Annotated in this window: 22 protein-coding genes; 17 read left to right on the top strand and 5 right to left on the bottom strand. The window is 61.3% G+C overall.

The genetic code is table 11. The features are described from left to right. Positions 1–15 precede the first annotated feature (15 nt). Entirely contained in the window at positions 16–417 is a 402-nt protein-coding gene (gene msrB / locus JJ889_RS08455) for a peptide-methionine (R)-S-oxide reductase MsrB (RefSeq protein ID WP_291893747.1), read from the bottom strand. Continuing rightward, positions 401–1,711, bottom strand: a complete 1,311-nt coding sequence (locus JJ889_RS08450) for an MFS transporter (protein ID WP_291893744.1) — start codon at positions 1,709–1,711, stop codon at positions 401–403. The genes msrB and JJ889_RS08450 overlap by 17 nt, the downstream gene beginning before the upstream one ends. Before the next feature lie 129 nt (positions 1,712–1,840). Here JJ889_RS08450 and JJ889_RS08445 point away from each other — a divergent pair, with 129 nt between their 5' ends. The 14 genes from JJ889_RS08445 to JJ889_RS08380 all read left to right on the top strand — a co-directional run bounded on the left by JJ889_RS08445 (position 1,841) and on the right by JJ889_RS08380 (position 12,889). Continuing rightward, positions 1,841–2,272, top strand: coding sequence for a DoxX family protein (locus tag JJ889_RS08445; RefSeq protein WP_291893739.1), 432 nt, complete (start codon positions 1,841–1,843; stop codon positions 2,270–2,272). 300 nt (positions 2,273–2,572) lie between these two features. Further along, positions 2,573–3,661, top strand: a complete 1,089-nt coding sequence (locus tag JJ889_RS08440) for a DUF2336 domain-containing protein (protein ID WP_291893736.1) — start codon at positions 2,573–2,575, stop codon at positions 3,659–3,661. 181 nt (positions 3,662–3,842) lie between these two features. Further along, positions 3,843–4,346: a Na+/H+ antiporter subunit E gene (locus JJ889_RS08435; protein ID WP_291893733.1), complete on the top strand. Its 504-nt coding sequence runs from the start codon at positions 3,843–3,845 to the stop codon at positions 4,344–4,346. Then, on the top strand, positions 4,346–4,663 hold the full coding sequence (locus tag JJ889_RS08430) for a monovalent cation/H+ antiporter complex subunit F (RefSeq protein WP_291893730.1): 318 nt from the start codon (positions 4,346–4,348) through the stop codon (positions 4,661–4,663). Before JJ889_RS08435 ends, JJ889_RS08430 begins: the two co-directional genes overlap by 1 nt. Further along, positions 4,660–5,031, top strand: coding sequence for a monovalent cation/H(+) antiporter subunit G (gene mnhG, locus JJ889_RS08425; RefSeq protein WP_291893726.1), 372 nt, complete (start codon positions 4,660–4,662; stop codon positions 5,029–5,031). Before JJ889_RS08430 ends, mnhG begins: the two co-directional genes overlap by 4 nt. Further along, on the top strand, positions 5,028–5,594 hold the full coding sequence (locus tag JJ889_RS08420) for a DUF4040 domain-containing protein (RefSeq protein ID WP_291893723.1): 567 nt from the start codon (positions 5,028–5,030) through the stop codon (positions 5,592–5,594). Before mnhG ends, JJ889_RS08420 begins: the two co-directional genes overlap by 4 nt. Continuing rightward, the gene (locus tag JJ889_RS08415; protein WP_291893721.1) at positions 5,591–6,049 is read left to right on the top strand and encodes a Na(+)/H(+) antiporter subunit B; all 459 of its coding nucleotides are present in this window, start codon (positions 5,591–5,593) and stop codon (positions 6,047–6,049) included. The genes JJ889_RS08420 and JJ889_RS08415 overlap by 4 nt, the downstream gene beginning before the upstream one ends. A 1-nt stretch (position 6,050) precedes the next feature. Continuing rightward, entirely contained in the window at positions 6,051–6,623 is a 573-nt protein-coding gene (locus JJ889_RS08410; RefSeq protein ID WP_291893719.1) for a cation:proton antiporter subunit C, read from the top strand. Then, a complete protein-coding gene (locus JJ889_RS08405) occupies positions 6,623–8,146 on the top strand; it encodes a monovalent cation/H+ antiporter subunit D family protein (protein WP_291893716.1) in 1,524 nt (507 codons plus the stop codon). Before JJ889_RS08410 ends, JJ889_RS08405 begins: the two co-directional genes overlap by 1 nt. Positions 8,147–8,149: 3 nt before the next feature. After that, on the top strand, positions 8,150–9,625 hold the full coding sequence (locus tag JJ889_RS08400) for a proton-conducting transporter membrane subunit (RefSeq protein ID WP_291893714.1): 1,476 nt from the start codon (positions 8,150–8,152) through the stop codon (positions 9,623–9,625). Further along, a complete protein-coding gene (locus JJ889_RS08395; protein ID WP_291893711.1) occupies positions 9,625–9,930 on the top strand; it encodes a hypothetical protein in 306 nt (101 codons plus the stop codon). Before JJ889_RS08400 ends, JJ889_RS08395 begins: the two co-directional genes overlap by 1 nt. Continuing rightward, positions 9,923–11,662: a Na(+)/H(+) antiporter subunit D gene (locus JJ889_RS08390; RefSeq protein WP_291893709.1), complete on the top strand. Its 1,740-nt coding sequence runs from the start codon at positions 9,923–9,925 to the stop codon at positions 11,660–11,662. The genes JJ889_RS08395 and JJ889_RS08390 overlap by 8 nt, the downstream gene beginning before the upstream one ends. 157 nt (positions 11,663–11,819) lie before the next feature. Further along, positions 11,820–12,197 (top strand): helix-turn-helix domain-containing protein, encoded by a 378-nt coding sequence (locus JJ889_RS08385; RefSeq protein WP_291893707.1) that lies wholly within the window; start codon positions 11,820–11,822, stop codon positions 12,195–12,197. 53 nt (positions 12,198–12,250) lie between these two features. After that, positions 12,251–12,889 carry a DUF6456 domain-containing protein gene (locus JJ889_RS08380; RefSeq protein WP_291893704.1) on the top strand — a complete coding sequence of 213 codons (639 nt, stop codon included), beginning with the start codon at positions 12,251–12,253 and terminating at the stop codon, positions 12,887–12,889. On the opposite strand, the gene JJ889_RS08375 is transcribed toward JJ889_RS08380, so the two are convergent. The 3 genes from JJ889_RS08375 to JJ889_RS08365 all read right to left on the bottom strand — a co-directional run bounded on the left by JJ889_RS08375 (position 12,886) and on the right by JJ889_RS08365 (position 14,846). Beyond that, the gene (locus tag JJ889_RS08375; protein ID WP_291893701.1) at positions 12,886–13,302 is read right to left on the bottom strand and encodes a SufE family protein; all 417 of its coding nucleotides are present in this window, start codon (positions 13,300–13,302) and stop codon (positions 12,886–12,888) included. The two genes, JJ889_RS08380 and JJ889_RS08375, sit on opposite strands and share 4 nt — an antisense overlap. A gap of 55 nt (positions 13,303–13,357) precedes the next feature. Beyond that, positions 13,358–13,621 carry a hypothetical protein gene (locus JJ889_RS08370; protein ID WP_291893698.1) on the bottom strand — a complete coding sequence of 88 codons (264 nt, stop codon included), beginning with the start codon at positions 13,619–13,621 and terminating at the stop codon, positions 13,358–13,360. 235 nt (positions 13,622–13,856) lie between these two features. Beyond that, complete coding sequence (locus JJ889_RS08365) at positions 13,857–14,846, bottom strand: hypothetical protein (protein WP_291893695.1); 990 nt, start codon at positions 14,844–14,846, stop codon at positions 13,857–13,859. Between the two features lie 197 nt (positions 14,847–15,043). Between JJ889_RS08365 and JJ889_RS08360 the strand changes: the two genes are divergently transcribed. The 3 genes from JJ889_RS08360 (at position 15,044) to JJ889_RS08350 (ending at position 18,183) form a co-directional block, all read left to right on the top strand. Beyond that, complete coding sequence (locus JJ889_RS08360; RefSeq protein WP_291893691.1) at positions 15,044–16,774, top strand: HAMP domain-containing sensor histidine kinase; 1,731 nt, start codon at positions 15,044–15,046, stop codon at positions 16,772–16,774. Positions 16,775–16,900: 126 nt separating this feature from the next. After that, positions 16,901–17,278, top strand: coding sequence for an SgcJ/EcaC family oxidoreductase (locus tag JJ889_RS08355; RefSeq protein WP_291893686.1), 378 nt, complete (start codon positions 16,901–16,903; stop codon positions 17,276–17,278). Positions 17,279–17,493: 215 nt separating this feature from the next. After that, the gene (locus JJ889_RS08350) at positions 17,494–18,183 is read left to right on the top strand and encodes a DUF6445 family protein (protein ID WP_291893683.1); all 690 of its coding nucleotides are present in this window, start codon (positions 17,494–17,496) and stop codon (positions 18,181–18,183) included. The last annotated feature ends 92 nt before the right edge of the window (positions 18,184–18,275 follow it).

Genomic DNA, 18,275 nt, shown 5'->3' with positions numbered 1-18,275 from the left:
CCGACCCGAAGGCGTTCAATCCTGTGCGGGTCGAAAATCCAGAACGTTCCCATTGATGCAGTATCGCAGGCCATCAGGACCGGGGCCATCGGGGAAAACATGTCCCAGATGTGCGCCGCAATTGGCACAATGCACCTCGGTGCGTGGCAGGGCCAGCTTGAGGTCTTCCTTGGTCTCCACCGCGCCCTGGCGCGCGACCTGGGAGAAGGAGGGCCAGCCGGAGCCGGAATCGTATTTGTCATTGGCGGCAAACAGGAATTCACCGCACACCGTGCAGTGATACTCACCGGGGCGTTTCTCGGTGTAGAGCGGGTGGGAGAAGGCGTACTCGGTGGCCTCGGCAAAAGCGATCGCGTCTTCTTCCGGGCTCAGCTTCTCGCGCAGCGTGGCGATTTCGGCATCACTCAGTCTCGGCATCATCTTTCTCCTTCGGCTCGTGTTTGAGCGCGACCGGTTCGGCGCGCTTCACCGACAAGATAGGTGTTGCGACGCAAATGAGAACCAGCACCAGGCCCAGGCCGATCATCGGGATGAGGGCGGCTGGTCGTGCGCCAATGGCACCGACGATCGGCCCCATCAGCAAAATGCCCGCTGGCATGCCGCCAAAAAGTCCCAGCTGGTACACCGACATGACCCGGGCCAGCTTGTCCGGCGGGGCCTGTTCCTGGACCACAGAACGGCTGAGCGAGATGGCGATGCCCGCGCCCAGCCCCCAGGCGAAGACGAGACCGTAGAGCGACCAGAAGGGAATGGGGGCGGCAAAGGCGCCTACGGCGAGCACGGTGACACCCTGGGCGGCGATCAGCGCCCGTCCCGGGCGTTCGATCTGGCCGAATTTCACCAGCAGGACATTGGCCACGAAGGCACCAAGCCAGAAGGTGACCATCAGGCTGGAGAGTTCGGGATATCCACCGCCATAAGCATCACGGATCAGAATCGGGATCAGCACCAGGAAGGCGCCGCCGACAATGAAAATTCCGATCGCCACCATGATCGCCGTCATCGGCATCAGCACGGGCGAGTGCAAAACGGCATCCAACCCGTCCTTGAGGTCGCGCAGCGGGTGTTCGGTCGACTTGTTCCGTTTCGAGCCCAGGCGCGGCAGGAAAGCGGCCGACAGGCCACCGATGACCAGGCCCACGCCCATCATCAGGAACAGCGGGCCCGGGCCCGTGATCGCGGCGAAATAGCCGGCGGCCATGCCGGCGATCTGGGCGCCGAACTGGACGGCAGAGGCCATGACAACCGCACGCTGCAGCTCGATCCCGCCATGACGGGTCTTGGCGGAAATGCGCACGATGGGATTGATGGCGCTGTCGCGGGCCGGCATGACGAATCCCCCGGCCACACCGACCAGGGCGGCGAAAATGACCAGGTTCATATAGGTCAGGATATCGCTCATCATCATGGAAGCGAGGCCGATCGTGCACAGGCCGGCAAACAGGTAGAAATAGAAGATGATGCCGCGCCGGTCCTTGCGTTCCGCGAGCACGCCGGCCGCAGGCAGCAAGAGCGCCATGGGCGCGGTAAGGGCGGCCTGGGCGAAACTCAGCCGCTCCGGGCTTTCCATCAGGGTGAAGGTGATCACGCCGGGAAACAGGGTGGTCTGCAGTCCGAAGCCGAAAAACCAGCCCGCCACCAGCACCAGGTATGCGCCGAAGGGCGGCATGCGCAGCTTGCGATTACCGGCGAGGGGACGAAACAGCGGCAATTGAGTTTTCCCGTTTGTCCTCACGAGACCGCCAAGCGCTCGTGATGGAGTGTGATTGGTATTGCGTCCTGTCTAGCAACATGTAGGGCTTAAGCAAATTCATCTGATGCAGGCCAAGGAGTGACTGTAATGAAAATGGTTCGTCTGGGTGGCAGCGTGGTGCTGGCGCTGTTCATGCTCTTCATGGGCGCGCAGAAGTTCGGCGCCTCCAATCCGGTTTTCTCCTATCTGGCCGCCAATTCCGGGATCGAGCTGTTCGAGCCCGTGATCCGCACTGCCACCGGTGTGGCGGAAGTCCTGGCAGCAGTGTTGCTGCTGGTCGGTGTCTTCGCCGGCAAGTTCCGCGGCCTCGGCGCGCTTTTGTCACTGGGCGTGATTGGCGGCGCGATCGGCTTTCACCTGTCGCCATGGCTCGGCATCAATGCCCCGGTCGCCTTTGCCGAAGGTGGTGGCTATGAGTTCAGCCCCATGCTGTTCGGCATGGCCGTCGTGTTCGGGGGCCTGTCCGCCGTACTGACGGTCATCGACCGCGAGCACCTGCCGGTGATCGGCAAGGGGTAGGGTGGATCTTCCTTACCCTTGATGGGCGGGAATGTACTTTTCTGCTCCACAAACCTCCGTCATCATCCGGCTTGTCCGGGTGACCTCAGCTCGCCTCTCGACAGGATAGCCGAGGTCCCCCGGATGTCTGCTTCGCAGCCACCGTGGGATGACGGCAGCGTTGATTGAAACAACAGATTTGATGTCAATCTTTGTATCGGCTTGCTCCAGCTAACCTTTCCCGACAATCCACCCCCTCCCGCGCACGCTTTTTTAACACCACACCGCCAGTCTGGCTGCGAACAAAACGGATCCAGCCCGATGGCCCAAGCTGAACCCTTTGACCTGGATCAGCCCGTCACCTCACGTGCGCGGGCTGTTCTGGCGCGTCGTCTGGCGGATATTGTCGGGCTGCCGACCTCGCGACTGACGCCGCGCGAGCGCTGGATTGTCGGCGACTTGCTGCATGATCTTTTGCGGCAGGGGGATGAGCAGCTTCGCAAGCGGGTGGCCCAGCGTCTGGCCGGGCTGAACGAAGCGCCGCACCGTCTCTTACGCATGCTGGCCGTTGACAAGTTCGAGATTGCCGAGCCCATTCTCGAAGAGTGCATGGCGCTGACCGATTTCGACATGCTGGAAATCGTCCAGGGCGGCACGGTGGATCATCGCCTGGCGATTGCCCGCCGGGAAAATCTCTCGGAGACGGTTGCCGCAGCGCTGGCGGCCTATGGCGAAGTTGCAGTCGTCAAACGCCTGCTCAAGAACAAGACGGCCTTGCTGGCGGCTCCGACAATTGACCATGTTGTCGCCGCAGCGCGGGAAGAGCCGAGTTACGCCCCGCTGATCATCCGTCGTGGCGAGTTGCGACCGGCCCAGGCGTTTCGCCTCTTCTGGGGCTGTGATCATGAAAACCGGCTGGAAATCCTCGAGCGTTTCGCCGTGGATCGCACCATTCTCATCGATGCCTCGGAAGACATTTTCCCGATGGCCCGGGCGGAGGGCTGGTCCGACCCGCTGGTGCGACGCATCCTGCGCTATATCGACCGGCGCCAGCGCAATCGTGAGGCCGTGACGCTCAGCCCGTTCGACAGCCTGGAAGGTGCTCTGGAGGCCATGCGTGTGGCTGGACCTCGCCAGGACATCATCTCCGAGGTCGCGACCCTGTCGGGTATTGATATCGGCCTGATGCGCAAGCTGGTCGACGACATGTCCGGGGAACCCTTTGCCGTCCTGTGCAAGGCGACGGGACTGAAATGGCCGTCTTTCGAGGCCTTCTGGGTTGGCGTGGGGCGCCAGACCGACAGCGTCCAGGCCGAACAGGCCCGCCATGTCTATGCCATGCTTTCGGTTGAAAAGGCCCAGACCGTGCTGCGTTACTGGAACCTGTCCACCGAGACCGGCGCACATTAACCCGCGAAAAGTTGGGGTTTTGGCGCTGGGAATCCCTGAAAGCGCGCAGTTTGCCAACCCTGCCGATCACATTTGCCTGATACAGTGTGGGTAGGTGTGCGAAATCCTGACGGTTTGTCTGGCCAAGCCAATTCCTGATCGCTAATAACCGTTACTGAGCGTTAACGCGCGGGGAGATTCCATGGCTTATGGTGTCGGCCTCACCGCCGTCCTGGTGGTGCTTTGGCTAGTTTTATCCGGTTCCTACACCCTGTCCGGCGACCACAAGGTCCTGCTGGTCATGTCCGTATTGAGCATTGCGGGTGCAGTCTATCTGACTGTTCGCATGCGTATTCTTGATCGCGAGACGGTGCCCCTGAAGCCCGCCTTTGCCCTATTCGGGTATTGGGGTTGGCTTGGCCGGGAAATCGTGGCGGCCAATCTGGCTGTTGTGAAGCTGATCATGAAACCCGAGATCGAAGTTGAGCCGCGCCTGATTCGCGTGCCGGTCGATCTGCGCACGGGCCTGGCGCGATGTGTGTTCGCCAATTCCATCACGCTGACACCGGGAACGGTGACGGTGGATGTGGAGGAGGATGGCTTCCTCGTGCACGCGCTGGACAATTCCTTCACCGCTCCGGAAGGCTTTGCCGAAATGGCAGCCCGTACGGATGAAGCGTCGGACGGACGCCGGGAGGCTGAATAATGGATCTTGTGAACTTTGTTATCGCGTTGGGTATGGCCGGTGCGATGGCGATCATGCTCGCTCGCCTGTTTGCCGGGCCGACATTGTATGACCGCGTCCTGGCCGCCAATTCCTTTGGTACCAAGACGGTGCTTTTCCTGCTGGTCTTCTCTGCGATTGCCGGACGCCAGGACGCCATCGATATCGCGCTGCTCTATGCGTTGATCAATTTTGTGGCGACGATCGCGATCCTGAAATTCTTCCGCTATCGCTCGCTCGAGATCGCCCTGGCGCGCATGTCGCTGCGCAAGGCCGTGGACGGGGATTTCGACGAATGACCCTGGTTGAATTCGGACAACACGCCCTGTTCGCCATCGCTGTGGGTTCCATGACCCTCGGTCTTATGCTCGTTCTGGCCGGCGCCATTGGTGTCATCCGCCTGCCGGATTTCTACACGCGCATGCACGCGGCCGGTGTCACCGACACGCTGGGCGCCGAGCTGATCATTCTCGGCCTGATCCTGCAGGCCGGTGACTGGCAGACCATGGCCAAGCTGGCGCTTGTCGGCCTGCTGCTCTTCCTGACCAGTCCGACAGCGACGCATGCGGTTGCAAATGCCGCCCACCGGGCCGGCCAGAAGCCGGACCTGTCCAAGTTCAAGCCGGAGCATCCCCGTGATGCCGTGAAAGAGGAGAGCGCGTCGTGACCGGTGCTGATCTCACTCAATTCCTGGACTACACGCTGATTGCCATGTTGCTGGCCGTCGGTTTTGCCATTGTCCGCCTGCGCAACCTGTTCGCGGTCGTCATGCTGACCGGGGTGTATTCACTTCTGTCCGCGGCCTGGTTCGTGTCCCTGGACGCGGTCGATGTCGCCTTTACCGAGGCTGCCGTCGGCGCAGGTATCTCAACCGTTCTGATGCTGGGCGCGATGCTGTTGACCGCGCGCGAGGCCGAGCCGGCCGGCGCTGGTCGCCACTGGGCCGCCTTTGCGGTTGTTGCCGTGGCAGGACTGGCGCTCTTCTTCGCCATTCCGGACATGCCGGTTTATGGCGATGCGCACTCTCCGGCCAATGCGGGCGTGGGCATGGAATACATGACCCGTACGCCGAACGAGATCTCGGTGCCCAACGTGGTCACGGCCGTCCTGGCCAGCTATCGGGGTTATGACACCTTCGGCGAGGTGGTGGTGATCTTCACCGCCGCGCTGGGCGTTATCCTTCTGCTGGGCTTCGGCAATGGCCGCAAGAAGGGGGAGGGCAAGTCATGAACCCGCACCTGATCCTTCGCGTTGTTTCCAAACTGCTGATCCCGATGATCGTCGTGTTCGGCTTTTATGTTCAGTTCCACGGTGATTATGGTCCCGGTGGCGGTTTCCAGGCCGGTGTGATCATCGCTGTTTCCGTCATTCTCTACGCCCTGATCTTCGGCATTGAAGAAGCCCAGAAGGCGGTTCCGCCAAATGTTGCGCGCATCGGCGCGGCAACAGGCGTTCTGATCTATGCCGGTGTGGGCGTGGCGACGCTCTTTCTGCCGTTCGCGGGCGAGGCGGTGAACTTCCTTGATTATGACGCGCTGCATCCCGACCAGGGTCACCACAGCGGCCAGCACTACGGCATCCTGCTGATCGAGCTGGGCGTTCTGACCACGGTCGCCTCGGTCATGCTGGCGATTTTCTACGCCTTCGCCGGACGTGTGCCGGATATCCCGGACGAGGAGTGGTAGAATGCTCGATATCATCCTCGAACGTTTCAACTATATCCCGATCATCATCCTGATGATGACGGGCCTGTATGTGGTCATCGCGACCGGCAATCTGGTCAAGCGACTGGTTGGCCTGTCGCTGTTCCAGACCTCGGTCTTCCTCCTCTACATAACCATCGGCAAGGTGTTTGGCGGCCAGCCGCCCATTCTCGATGGCGCCCATCACGGCGATGAGGAGGGCTCCCACGGTGCCGGTTACGCTGCTGCGGGGCACGGCGAGGCAGGCGGTGACCACGCTGCCGCGGACAGTCACGCCGAACCGGCTGCGGACGCCCATGCCGGCGATCACGCAACTGAGGCTGTCGAGCACGCGTCCGATTATGCCGCCGGTGCTGATGCCGCGCATCACGCCAGCGAAGTGCTCTATTCCAACCCGCTGCCGCACGTATTGATCCTGACTGCGATCGTCGTCGGCGTCGCGACCCTGGCTGTTGGCCTGGCCCTGGTGGTCCGGATCCGCGAAGCCTATGGAACCATTGAAGATGATGGGCTCAACGCCGCGGACTACAACCGCGAGACGGGGGGCAGTGAATAATGGATTTTCTGGTCAATCTTCTTCCTTCCGGACTGGCCCACCACGCTCCGGCGCTGGTGATTGTCATCCCGCTCGTCGCCGCGGCTGTCGCAGCGCTGATGCCAAACGGCCGTCTCGGCTGGATCGTTGCCATGGTCACAGCCTCGCTGGTGGCTTTCTTCTCGCTTGTCGTCCTTGGCCTGGTGCTGAGCGACGGGCTGATCAGCTATCACATGGGGGGCTGGGAGCCGCCCTATGGCATCGAGCTGCGTGTTGATGCGCTCAACGCCGTCGTCCTTGCCCTTGTCGGTGTTGTCGGACTGCTCTGTGTGATCTTTGCCCTGCCCAGCGTGGGTGACGAGATCGAAGAGGGCAAGCAGGCGCTCTTCTACTCCGCCTTCCTGGTGGCGCTGGCGGGTCTGCTCGGTGTGACGATTACAGGCGATGCGTTCAACGTCTTCGTCTTTCTCGAGATCTCCTCGATCTCGACTTACACGATTATCGCCATGGGCGCCGGCAAGGATCGCCGGGCCCTGACCGCGTCCTACAACTACCTCATCCTGGGCACGATCGGCGCGACCTTCTTCGTGATCGGCGTCGGTTTCCTCTACATGGCGACCGGTTCGCTCAACATGGCCGATATCGGCCAGATCCTGCAGGAGCAGGGGCATAACCGGGTCACCCAGGCGGCCTTTGCCTTCATCGTGGTCGGGCTGGGCCTGAAGGCCGCGATGTTCCCGCTGCATGTCTGGCTGCCCAATGCCTATGCGTTCGCACCGAATTTCGTGACGGCCTTCCTGGCGTCGACAGCGACCAAGGTCGCCTTCTACGCCCTGATCCGTTTCCTCTTTTCCGTCTTCCATCCCGATGTGGCCTTTGTCGAACTCTCCTTCACCTGGGTCTTCGCAGCCGTTGGCGTCATCGCCATGATGGTGGCGTCCAGCCAGGCGATCTTCCAGACCGATGCGCGGCGTCTGCTCGCCTATTCCTCTGTTGCCCAGGTGGGCTACATGATGCTGGGTCTGGGCATGGGGACGGCGGCAGGCCTGTCGGCCGGTATCCTGCACCTGATCAATCACGCCATCATGAAGGGCGCGCTGTTCATGGCGCTCGGCGCGTTTGCGCTGCATTTCGGCGTCCGTCAGATCCGTGACCTCAACGGTCTTGGCCGCACCATGCCGGCCTCGGCAGGGGCGTTCACCATTGCCGGCCTGTCGCTGGTCGGTGTGCCGCTGACGATCGGCTTTACCTCGAAATGGTATCTCATCACCGCAGCGCTGGAGCGCGGCTGGTGGTGGGCGGTGGCCGCCCTGATCATCTCCTCGCTGATGGCGCTGGCCTATGTGGCTCGCATGCTCTCGGCGATCTGGATGGAAAGCCCGCCAGAACATCACGGTGCCAAGCCCGCCGCGCGTCATGCGCCTTACATGGTGCTGGTGCCGATGGGCATCCTGGCCTTTGCCAATCTGTATTTCTTCTTCCACGCCGATGTTCTGGTCGGTCTGGCCGAGGCTGCGGCGAACGCCGTGACGGGAGGGCATTAAGCCATGTGGTCTGCTGAACTCTCTCTCGCCCTGGCCCTGACCATTCCGGCCGTTGGCGGTGTCTTCGTGGCGCTGCTGGGCAATAAACCCAATCTGCGCGAGGGTGCGACCCTGGTCTCGGCCGTGCTGCTGGCGATCAATGTCGCCTACCTGGTCGAGATTGCTCCGAGCGAACCGACCCTGGTCCTGGCCAATATCGCGCCGGGCCTGCAGCTGACCTTCAAGCTGGAACCGCTGGGCGCGATCTTCGCGGCTGTGGCCTCCGGTCTGTGGATCGTCAACTCGCTTTATTCCATCGGCTATATGCGCGGCAATAACGAGAAGAACCAGACGCGTTTCTATGTCTGTTTCTGTATCGCCATCGCCTCGGCCATGGGGGTTGCCCTGTCTGGCAACCTCTTGACCATGTTCCTCTTCTATGAGGTGCTGTCGCTGTCGACCTATCCGCTGGTCACGCACAAGGGCGATGAAAACGCCAAGCGTGGCGGCAAGATCTACCTGACCATTCTGATGGGCACCTCGATCGGTCTTTTCCTTCCGGCCGTCATCGCGACGCATTTCCTGGCAGGCTCTACCGACTTCGTCGCCGGTGGCCTGCTGGCGCTCAATGACGTCCAGCCGATGATCGCCGGCATCCTCCTGATCATGTTTGCCTTTGGTATCGGCAAGGCGGCGCTGATGCCGATGCACCCCTGGCTGCCCAATGCCATGGTCGCGCCGACCCCGGTCTCCGCACTCCTGCACGCTGTGGCGGTTGTGAAGGCCGGCGTTTTCTCCATCCTCAAGGTGGGCACTTATATCTTCGGACCGACGCTGATCGCGGCCGCGCCGAGCTCGGAGCCGCTGGCCTGGATCGCCGCGATTTCAATCGTGCTGGCCTCCGTGGTCGCCATCACCAAGGATAATCTCAAGGCGCGCCTGGCCTTTTCCACTGTCTCCCAGCTCTCCTATGTGACGCTGGGTGTGATGCTGGCCTCGCCGCTGGCGATGCTGGGCGCTGCGCTGCAGATCATCATGCACGCCTGGGGCAAGATCACGCTCTTCATGAGCGCCGGTGCGATCTATACCGCGACCAAGAAAACCGAGATCTCGCAAATGCGCGGTCTGGGCAAGTACATGCCCTGGCTGTTTGGCGCCTATACGGTCGGTGCGCTGTCGATCATCGGTCTGCCACCGCTGGGTGGGTCCTGGCCCAAGCTCTTCCTGATGCAGGGCGCCTGGGATGCCGGGCAGGCGATCATGATCGTGGCCCTGGTCGCATCTTCCATTCTCAATGTGGCCTATCTTCTGCCGCTCTCGGCGCGGGGCTTCTTTGCTCCGGCTGACGAAGCCAAGCTGAAGAAACAGCCGCCGGCCCTGGTCATCCTCCCGCCGGTCATCACCGCTGCGGGCGTGATCGTGCTCTTCTTCCTGATCGGGCCGATCCGGGATTATCTGGAACCCGTCTTCATGCCGCTGGCCAGCGCAGGAGCTCTGTGATGAGTGACGACAACAAGAAAAACGACGAGCTGATACACCCGTTGGCGCGTCCCTTCCTGTGGCTGGACGCCAAATGGCTGAAGTCCTCCATGTTTTGGATCTTCGGAATCCTGACTGTGGCCTTTGTTGCAGCGGATGTTTTCCATCCGCGTCATGAATATGTGCACCTCGCCGAGATCACCGGTTTTTACGCCATGTGGGGTTTCGGTGCCTTTGTCCTGGCCGTGATGATCGGCTGGATCGTCATCCGCGGCGTGCTTGGTCGCGAGGAAAACTACTGGGACGAGGAGGGTGACAATGATTGAGACCTTCCACATTGAAAGCCTGGCGCATGTCTCTCCGGCCTGGCCGGTCATCATTGCGGGCCTCGTTGCCGCGCTGATCTCGAACAATCATGTGCGCAAGGCGCTGGCGCTGCTGGCCCCCATCGTCGCACTGGTGCTGTGGTTCAATCCGGTCACGACGGGCACCTATGGCCTGATCGAGTTCGGCGGGTTCACGCTCGAGACCTTCCGCTACGACAATCTTTCGCGCATCTGGTCGCTGGTCTTCATCATCGCCGCCTTTATCAACGGGCTTTACGGCCTGCACGAGAAGGATCGCCTGGCCGATGTCATGGGGCTGATCTATTCCGGTGCCGGTCTGGGCGCTGTGTTTGCCGGTGACTTGCTGACGCTCTTCTTCTTCTGGGAGCTGACGGCGATCTCGTCTGTCTTCCTGATCTGGGGTTCGCGCAACAATGCCTCCTACAAGGCTGGCCTGCGGTATCTGGGCATCCACATCCTGTCCGGCGTACTGCTGCTGGCTGGCGCTGTGATCCGTGCCAGCGAGACCGGCAGCTGGGCCTTTGATGGCAGTCTGTCGATCGACACGGTTGGCGGCTTCCTGATCTTCATCGCCTTTGGCATCAAATGCGCCTTCCCCTTCCTGCACAACTGGCTGCAGGACGCCTATCCCAAGGCGACGATCACCGGCGCTGTCGTGCTCTCTGCCTTCACCACCAAGCTGGCGGTCTATGCCCTGGCGCGGGGATATGCAGGCACCGAGATCCTGATCTATATCGGCGCCGTGATGACGGCCTTCCCGGTCTTCTTTGCTGTGGTCGAGAATGATCTGCGCAAGGTGCTGTCCTATTCGCTCAACAACCAGCTCGGCTTCATGGTCGTTGGTATCGGTGTCGGCACCGAACTGGCGCTCAATGGTGCTGCGGCGCACGCCTTTGTGCACATCATCTACAAGGCGCTCCTGTTCATGAGCATGGGCGCGGTGCTGCACCGTGTCGGCACGGTCAAGGGCTCGGAACTGGGCGGGTTGTTCAAGTCCATGCCGGCGACGACTGTGTTCTGTCTCATCGGCGCGGCCTCGATCTCGGCATTCCCGCTGTTCTCCGGTTTTGTCGCCAAGGCGCTGACCCTGGCAGCGGTCGCGCAGGAACACCACACCCTGGTCTGGCTGGTCCTGGTCTTTGCCTCTGCAGGTGTCCTGGAACACTCCGGTATCAAGATCCCGTATTTCGCCTTCTTCGCCCATGATCGAGGACTGCGTGTCCGCGAGGCGCCGGTGAACATGCTGATGGCTATGGGCCTGGCGGCGCTTCTGTGTGTCTATCTGGGTATCAATTACGGCGTGCTCTACGAGCTGGTTCCGTATCCGGAAGCGGCGCTGCACTACGAGCCTTACACCTTCGATCACATTGTCGGGCAGATGCAGTTGTTATTGGCGGCCATGTTCGCCTTCACACTCCTGGTGAGGTTCAACCTCTATCCGGAGGAGAAGCGGTCGGTGAATATCGATTTTGACTGGGTCTATCGTCGTTTCCTGGACGGTACGGCGCGTTGGGGCTGGCAGATGATTGATCGCCTCAATGCGGCTGTCGGCAATATCGTCACTGCGACCCAGGCCCGCATGGGCGGCAAGGCCTTCGAAATCTTCAGCCCGGGCGGACAGCTCAGCCGGGATATCCCGAGTGGTGTCCTTGCGATCTGGACCAGTGCGCTCTTGGCGGTGGTCCTGCTCATCGCTTACCTGGCGCCCTGATATTTCCTCGCCTTACAGCGGAAAGCTCAGAGTTGCACGTCCTGCGTGTAATCTCTGGCTTTGCGTGAACAGTAGGAATATAATCCACACCCGGGCGTAGCCTCCTAGCATGAACGGGAAGTCGAAAACGGCTTCTCGACCAGAACGGGAGAGCAGGATGATTGAAAGTACAGCACGTCCCCACCCAGCCGGGACGCCGATGAGAAACCGGACCAGGCTCCAGGACCTGGCCTGTGCGCAACTGGCCGCCAGCGCGGTCGCCTACAGTTTCGGCATCGCCACCCAGGATGTCGTGGCGCCAACCCGACGTTCCCGCGAAGCCGCCTTTGCCCGCCAGATCGCCATGTATCTGATGCATGTCTCATTCGGCCTGCCGCTGGCGCGCGTAGCCTCGGCCTTTGACCGTGATCGCTCGACCGCAGCCCATGCCTGTCACCGCATCGAGGACGAGCGGGATAACCACGATTTCGACACCTGCCTGGAACAGCTGGAGGCCTGCCTGCGCACCGCGCCGCGTCCGGCCATTGTGAACTGATGGGCCGACCAGCGCGATGGGAGCGCTGTCTGGCACGGGCAGGGGCCCGGCTCTTGCCATTGCCGGGCGGATCAGACCGGCTTGGTGTGTTTCCCGACGGAGACCGGCGCAGGCGTGCCCTGGCCAGGCTGGACAGGGCCGAGGCGCGCGAGGCCATCTCGGAGGGGCGCCTGGAATTTTGCGTTGATGAATACCGTCAGACCGAAGCGGGCCGGCTGGCGGTCAAGCGGGAGCGTGGCGGATTTCACAGCCAGCACCGCGTCCTTGCCCTGCGGGAAATTTTCGACCGCAAGGGCCGTGTGACCCGCGTTCTTGCCAATTGTAATGAAAGCCCTGTGGCGCGCTGGGCGCATTTCCTCACCGCAGCCCAGATCAATGCGGCTGAGAACTTCCTGCGCGATTATCACAGCTCGACCCTGACCCAGCCGGTCACTCGCAACTGGAACCTGGACGCCCAGGCACGGAGCGGCCGTGGTGGTAACGGCCAGGAGACCGCGACCCTGTCCCGGCTCGCCGCGACGAAGCGGGTGATGTCCGTGTTTGACCGGCTGGGACGACGCGACGGCGAGGTATTGCTCGGTGCACTGGTGCGCGAGGAAAGCCTGGCCGCCCTGGGACGTCGTTTCGCGGGCAATCCCCGGCAGGGCCGCAGCATTGTGACGGAAGCGCTGGAAGGTCTGGTGAACGCCTAGCCTGCCGCGACCGTCTGGATGCGCTTGATCATTGAGGCGAGGCCGTTGGAGCGCTGGGGAGAGAGGTGTTCGGCCAGGCCGATAGTCTGCAGGACCTCGCGGGCATCGATGGAAAGGATCTCCTCGCCGGTGCGGCCGGAATAAAGGCGGACGAGCAGGGCGGCGAGGCCCTTGACGATGTGGGCATCGCTTTCGGCGCGGAAGATGTGGGTGTCGTCGTCGATCTCGTGCACCAGCCAGACCTGGCTGACACAGCCCTTCACCTTGGTGATGTCGTTTTTCTCGGCGGCGTCGAGCGGCTGCAGCGCCTTGCCCATATCGATGAGATATTTGTAGCGCTGTTCCCAATCGTCGAGCAGGTCGAATTCCTCGACCAGTTCCTCGACCTCGTCCTGGATGCTGGATGTGTTCATACCCGCGACCTAGTGCGAGAGGTCGCGGGGCGCAAGTGTGTTGTGAAGTCGCGACCTAGCGGGCGCTTTCGTCTTGGTCTTCGATCGCTGCTTCGATCCGGTCAACGGCCATATCCGCCAGGAATGCGCCGAGACGCGCCGCTTCCTCGCCGGCATCGCAAATCTCCTGGCGTTCAGTACACCAGTCTCCAACAGCGCCTTCTGCATCGATGCGCGTTTCTGCCACGGCCTGCGGCAGGACAATTTCGCTGCCTGCGAATTCCTTGGGAACAAACAGGCTGACTACAGCGAGCCAAAATGCAGCACGAATAAGGAACATGCTCTAACCACCTCATCGACAGCCTTTGCGGCTGTTCTTCTTCTTTGCAGGATAGAGGCTAGGTGAGAGAGCCCGAAATAGCGAGCGTTTGTAGGGTTTACCGACAATAACGTGCGAATTTGGAGCACAGGTTTTGTCTAAAATTTGTGCGCAATTTTATCTTGTCCCGGAGCGAGACACTTTTTGGTAAGGAATGTTAAAATTACGCCGGATCCGTTAACGCCCTGGCGAGGCCCTAATTGGTCGCGGTGGAGGCACCGATACAGCGGCTGACATCGAGCAGGGCGTGTTCTGCGATACAGAAACTGTCCTCATACTTGAAATGGCCGGCGGCGATGCATTGCTGAAGGTCCAGCCGCACCCAGGCCATGCAGCGTTCCACGACCGGATCAGACAACAGCGCATCGATCACCTCGCGGGAACGTTGCGGGTCGGCGGAGAGATCTTCCAGGGCGGCCACAGAGAGTATGCGGCCAATACGCTGGCGGTCCGGATCAATGGCCGTTTCGCCCACGGTGAGGGAAAGCTGCGGTGCCATGGCTGTATCGTCGGCGGCAGCGCCGGTTTCAAACAATTCAGACGCTGCGCCGGAACCGATCCGGTTCTGGACATCGCTGTCCAGGGCAATATTGCGCTGGGCAGCATCTTCGATTGCGGCGAGACGGCTTTCACGATCGCGAGCGCGGACATTGGCCCAGCGAGCGGTCTGCAGGTCATAGGCGGCGGCGCGGTAACGTTCGGAGACTTCGCGGATCTGGGCCGTATCACGCTCGAGCGCATCCACCACGGATTGCTGGGCGTCGCCGGAATTTTCAAAACTGGTGGCATAGGCCGGATCATACATCAGCCCCGACATGGCGGCCTCCGGACCATAATAATCCGCCAGCTCACGCACATCATCGAGATATTCCGGGTGCCGGGCGGCGATCATGGCCGTATAGGCGATCCAGGCGCGCACCAGACGATCCTCGCTATAGAAGGAGGAAAGGGTGTCCATGGCATTGTCGAGATCCTCGGCCGAACCGATCGGGGCATCGCGCAGGTCCGCGATGACACTGTGATAGGCGGCATAGGAGGAGGCTTCCTCGCGCAGGGCCGAGGGATCTTCGGCCGGGGCTTCCAGCTGGAGGACCGGCGCGGTGTCAGCTTGCGCGGTTTCGGGCTGGGTGGTTTGATCCTGCAGTGACGTGCTTGCGAGAAGACCTGCAACAAACAGTTTCAACATCTCGATGCCTCCATAGCCCTTGGACAATCACTATGCCCCGCGGCAGGCCCGTCTCCAAGACTGGAATCATGAATTGTTCAGCACAGGATTTCTTATTCACAAGCGTAAACGCTCAAGCTTTAAGATTCAGGCTTTGTTAACCGTTGCGGCGAAGATTAACGAGGTGGATTTGTGACTGAGTCGCGCACTGTGAGGACATGAAACAAGCCCGCCGAGACATAACGCTCTGGATCGCAGAACATGGTGGCCCCGTGGTCAACCTGATCTGGCTGGCAACTGTCGGCTGGGCGGCCAGTCGTATCTGGCCGATGCTGGATATTGCGGTGTGGATGAAGGTCGCCGGCATTGGTGTCCTGGCTCTGCCCGCGGTCGCCGGGCTTGTGCTATCTGCCCGTCTTACCAAGGATTTCGACCGTTTCCTGATCGCCATGTTGTGGACTTCGCTGGCGGTCGCCGTGACGGCGGCTGGCGGCGGCATCAGCGGTCTGGGCGTCATTCTATTTCCGCTCGCACCAGCAGTGGCGGCCGCCTATGGCGATCGTGAAGCGGTGATCAAGGCAAGCGCCGTGGCACTGATGGCGTTTGCCGTCACGCTGGCGCTGGACATGACCGGTTTCATCCAGCCCGCCCCGCAAATGGTAAACTTTCACATGCCCTTCGTGCTCGGCGCGCTGAGCATGCTGGCCTATGGCTTCACCTGCGCGTCCATTCGCGCGATCAAGCTGGCGGATCGTATCCGGGAAGAGGCCGAGGCCGGCCGCATCCGCGCACGTGCCTTTGACGCTGCACCGGCGCCGCTGGTGGCCTGTGACCAGAAGGGCCGCGTGCTGGCGGCCTCCCAGGGATTGCGTGAACTCTCTCCGGGACTGCCGCGCTCGATCGTCGACCTGCCGGTCAGCGATCTGGGTTTTGAGGACGAGGACCGTGTCCTGCTCACCACCGCAGCGCGCAAGAGCGCTGGCCGTGATGTCGAGGAACTTCTGTCCATCCGCGGTGATCGCGGTCGTCCGGAAACCGTCAAGCTGAGTGCCACGCCGATCTCCGGTGGTTCGGTCGCCTCGCTGGCCAGTGATGACAGTGTCGTTGTGGAAACCGCACTGCGCGAAGCCGAGGAGGCCCGCCGCGAAGCGATCGAGGAGGCCTTGTCCAAATCGCAATACCTGGCGTCTGTCAGCCATGAACTGCGCACGCCGCTGAACGCCATCATCGGTTTCTCCGATGTGATGAAAACGCGCCTGTTCGGCCCGATGCCGGCGCGTTATGCGGAATATGCCGACCTGATCCATGAAAGCGGCCAGCACCTGATGGAGCTGATCGGTGACGTGCTGGACATGTCCAAGATCGAAGCTGACCGTTACGAACTGGCGCCGGAAGCGTTCGACATTGCCGAGGTTCTCTCGGTCACCGCCAAGATGATGCGCCTGCAGGCGGAAGAGGCTGGGCTCACCCTGTCCGTGGATCCGCTGGACGAGCCGATCGAGGTGACGGCTGATCGCAAGGCCCTGCGTCAGATCCTGCTCAATCTCCTGTCCAATGCCGTGAAATTCACGCCGGCGGGCGGTGCCGTGGTCGTCATGGCGCGTTCCCTGGGCAGCAATCTCGTTCTGGCTGTTGGCGACAGCGGTGTCGGTCTCGACCCGGAAGAAGCCGAACGCCTGGGCCAACCCTATCGCCAGGCCACCAATGCCCGCGATATCGAAAACCGTGGCACCGGCCTCGGCCTGTCCTTGGTGCGTGCCCTGTCCGAACTGCATGGCGGCACGATGAGCATTGCCAGCCGAAAGGGCGTTGGCACCACGGTCACGGTTACGCTGCCCATCCTGGTGGAAACAAAGGGCGAGGTCGTCGCGGGTTCCGATGATATGGGTGTGCGTGCTCAGATCGAACGTGCCCAAGCCGCCTCCAAGACCCTGGCCTCGGCCGGCTAAGCGCACGACGCTGCCAAAAGTCCTGTCGCGCCGGTGTTCACCTGCTCTGCTCTCCTGTAATTCTGCCGCCAGGAACAGGACCGGGCGGTATCAAGCCGGGCGGTCGGAAATATCGGGGAAGTATCGATGAACGCGACGAGCGAAACCATTGCGGCGTTGTTTGACCGCTGGAATAACAGCCTTCAGACAGGTGATCCCAAACAGGTCGTGGCCAATTATGCAGAACAGTCCATCCTGCTGCCGACCGTCTCCAACACGCCGCGCCTGACACCGGCGGAGAAGGAGGATTATTTTGTCCACTTCCTCCAGAACAAGCCGTCCGGCGTCATCGACATGCGCCAGATCGAGATCAGCGGTGACATCGCCGTAGACAGCGGCCTCTACACCTTCACCATGGGCGCTTCCGGCGCCGTTGTGAAAGCGCGCTACACCTTTGTCTACAAATGGGATGGCACCAACTGGCTGATCATCTCCCACCATTCTTCCGGCATGCCGGAGGGGTGACAGTGTCGCCTCGCAGGTGACGCTGGCAACGAAACCATACTGTGACAGTCAGGCGTTAGAACGCCACAAGCGTGGGTGCCACTCCGCTCATCGATGGGTGTGGGATGCGCCTTGATGATGGTCGGCGTGAGAAGCGCCGAAACATCATGCGTTTGCTATTGCTGAGCTCTCTGTTCGAACTAGCTAGAGCTGAAAGTGAGAGATCGACGGCTTCCATGTCCAAAACAGAGTATCGAGCTGGCTATACTGTTCAATTGTTGGGGCAGGAAGCCGAGCCCCTAGTTGTGATCGACGATTTTTTCGCGCATCCTGATGCACTGGTTGCCGAGGCGGCGCGCAGCGCCTTCACAACTCCGCCGCCTGGTTATCCCGGTGTCAGGGCGAGAGCGCCCTCGGAGTATCTGATGACCCGGGCCGCATTGCTGCGTGAAATTTTGGCCGATGTGTTTGGCTATACCCGCGATGCCAAGTTGATCGAGTGTAGTTTTTCGCTCGTCACCACTCCACCAGAACAGCTCTACTCCGCGCAACGAATTCCCCACCATGACTCCACCGATCCCAACCTGATCGCGATGCTCCATTATCTGTCAGGCCCGGAGAAGGGCGGCACGAGCCACTATCGCCATGCTGCGACCGGCTATGAGACTATTCGCCAGGAGCGTTTGGATACATATCTCGAAACGCTGGCGGATGAAGAACAGAAAGACGGTGCACCGTCCCCAGCCTATTTCGATGGCACCAATTCTCGCTTCCAGCGAATTGCCCGGACAGAAGCGCGCTTTAATCGCGTCGTGATGTATCGTGGTGTGCTGCTGCATTCGGGTGATATTCCCGAGGATTTCTCCTACGCAACAGACGTGAATGCGGGCCGGTTGACCGTGAACTCATTTTTCCTGCAGGGCTAGGTCGGGCTCCGGGCAGGGCTCAGCTTCCCGCCTGTCCCAACGCGTATGGACGGCCGCCGCTTTAAGGGCGCGGTGCGTCATGGGGATAAACT

Origin of the sequence: Maricaulis sp., from assembly GCF_017643475.1 — a bacterium.
GTDB lineage: Bacteria > Pseudomonadota > Alphaproteobacteria > Caulobacterales > Maricaulaceae > Maricaulis.
The sequence above is the reverse complement of the archived record's forward strand: the minus strand, read 5'-3'. Positions and strand labels throughout refer to the sequence as shown.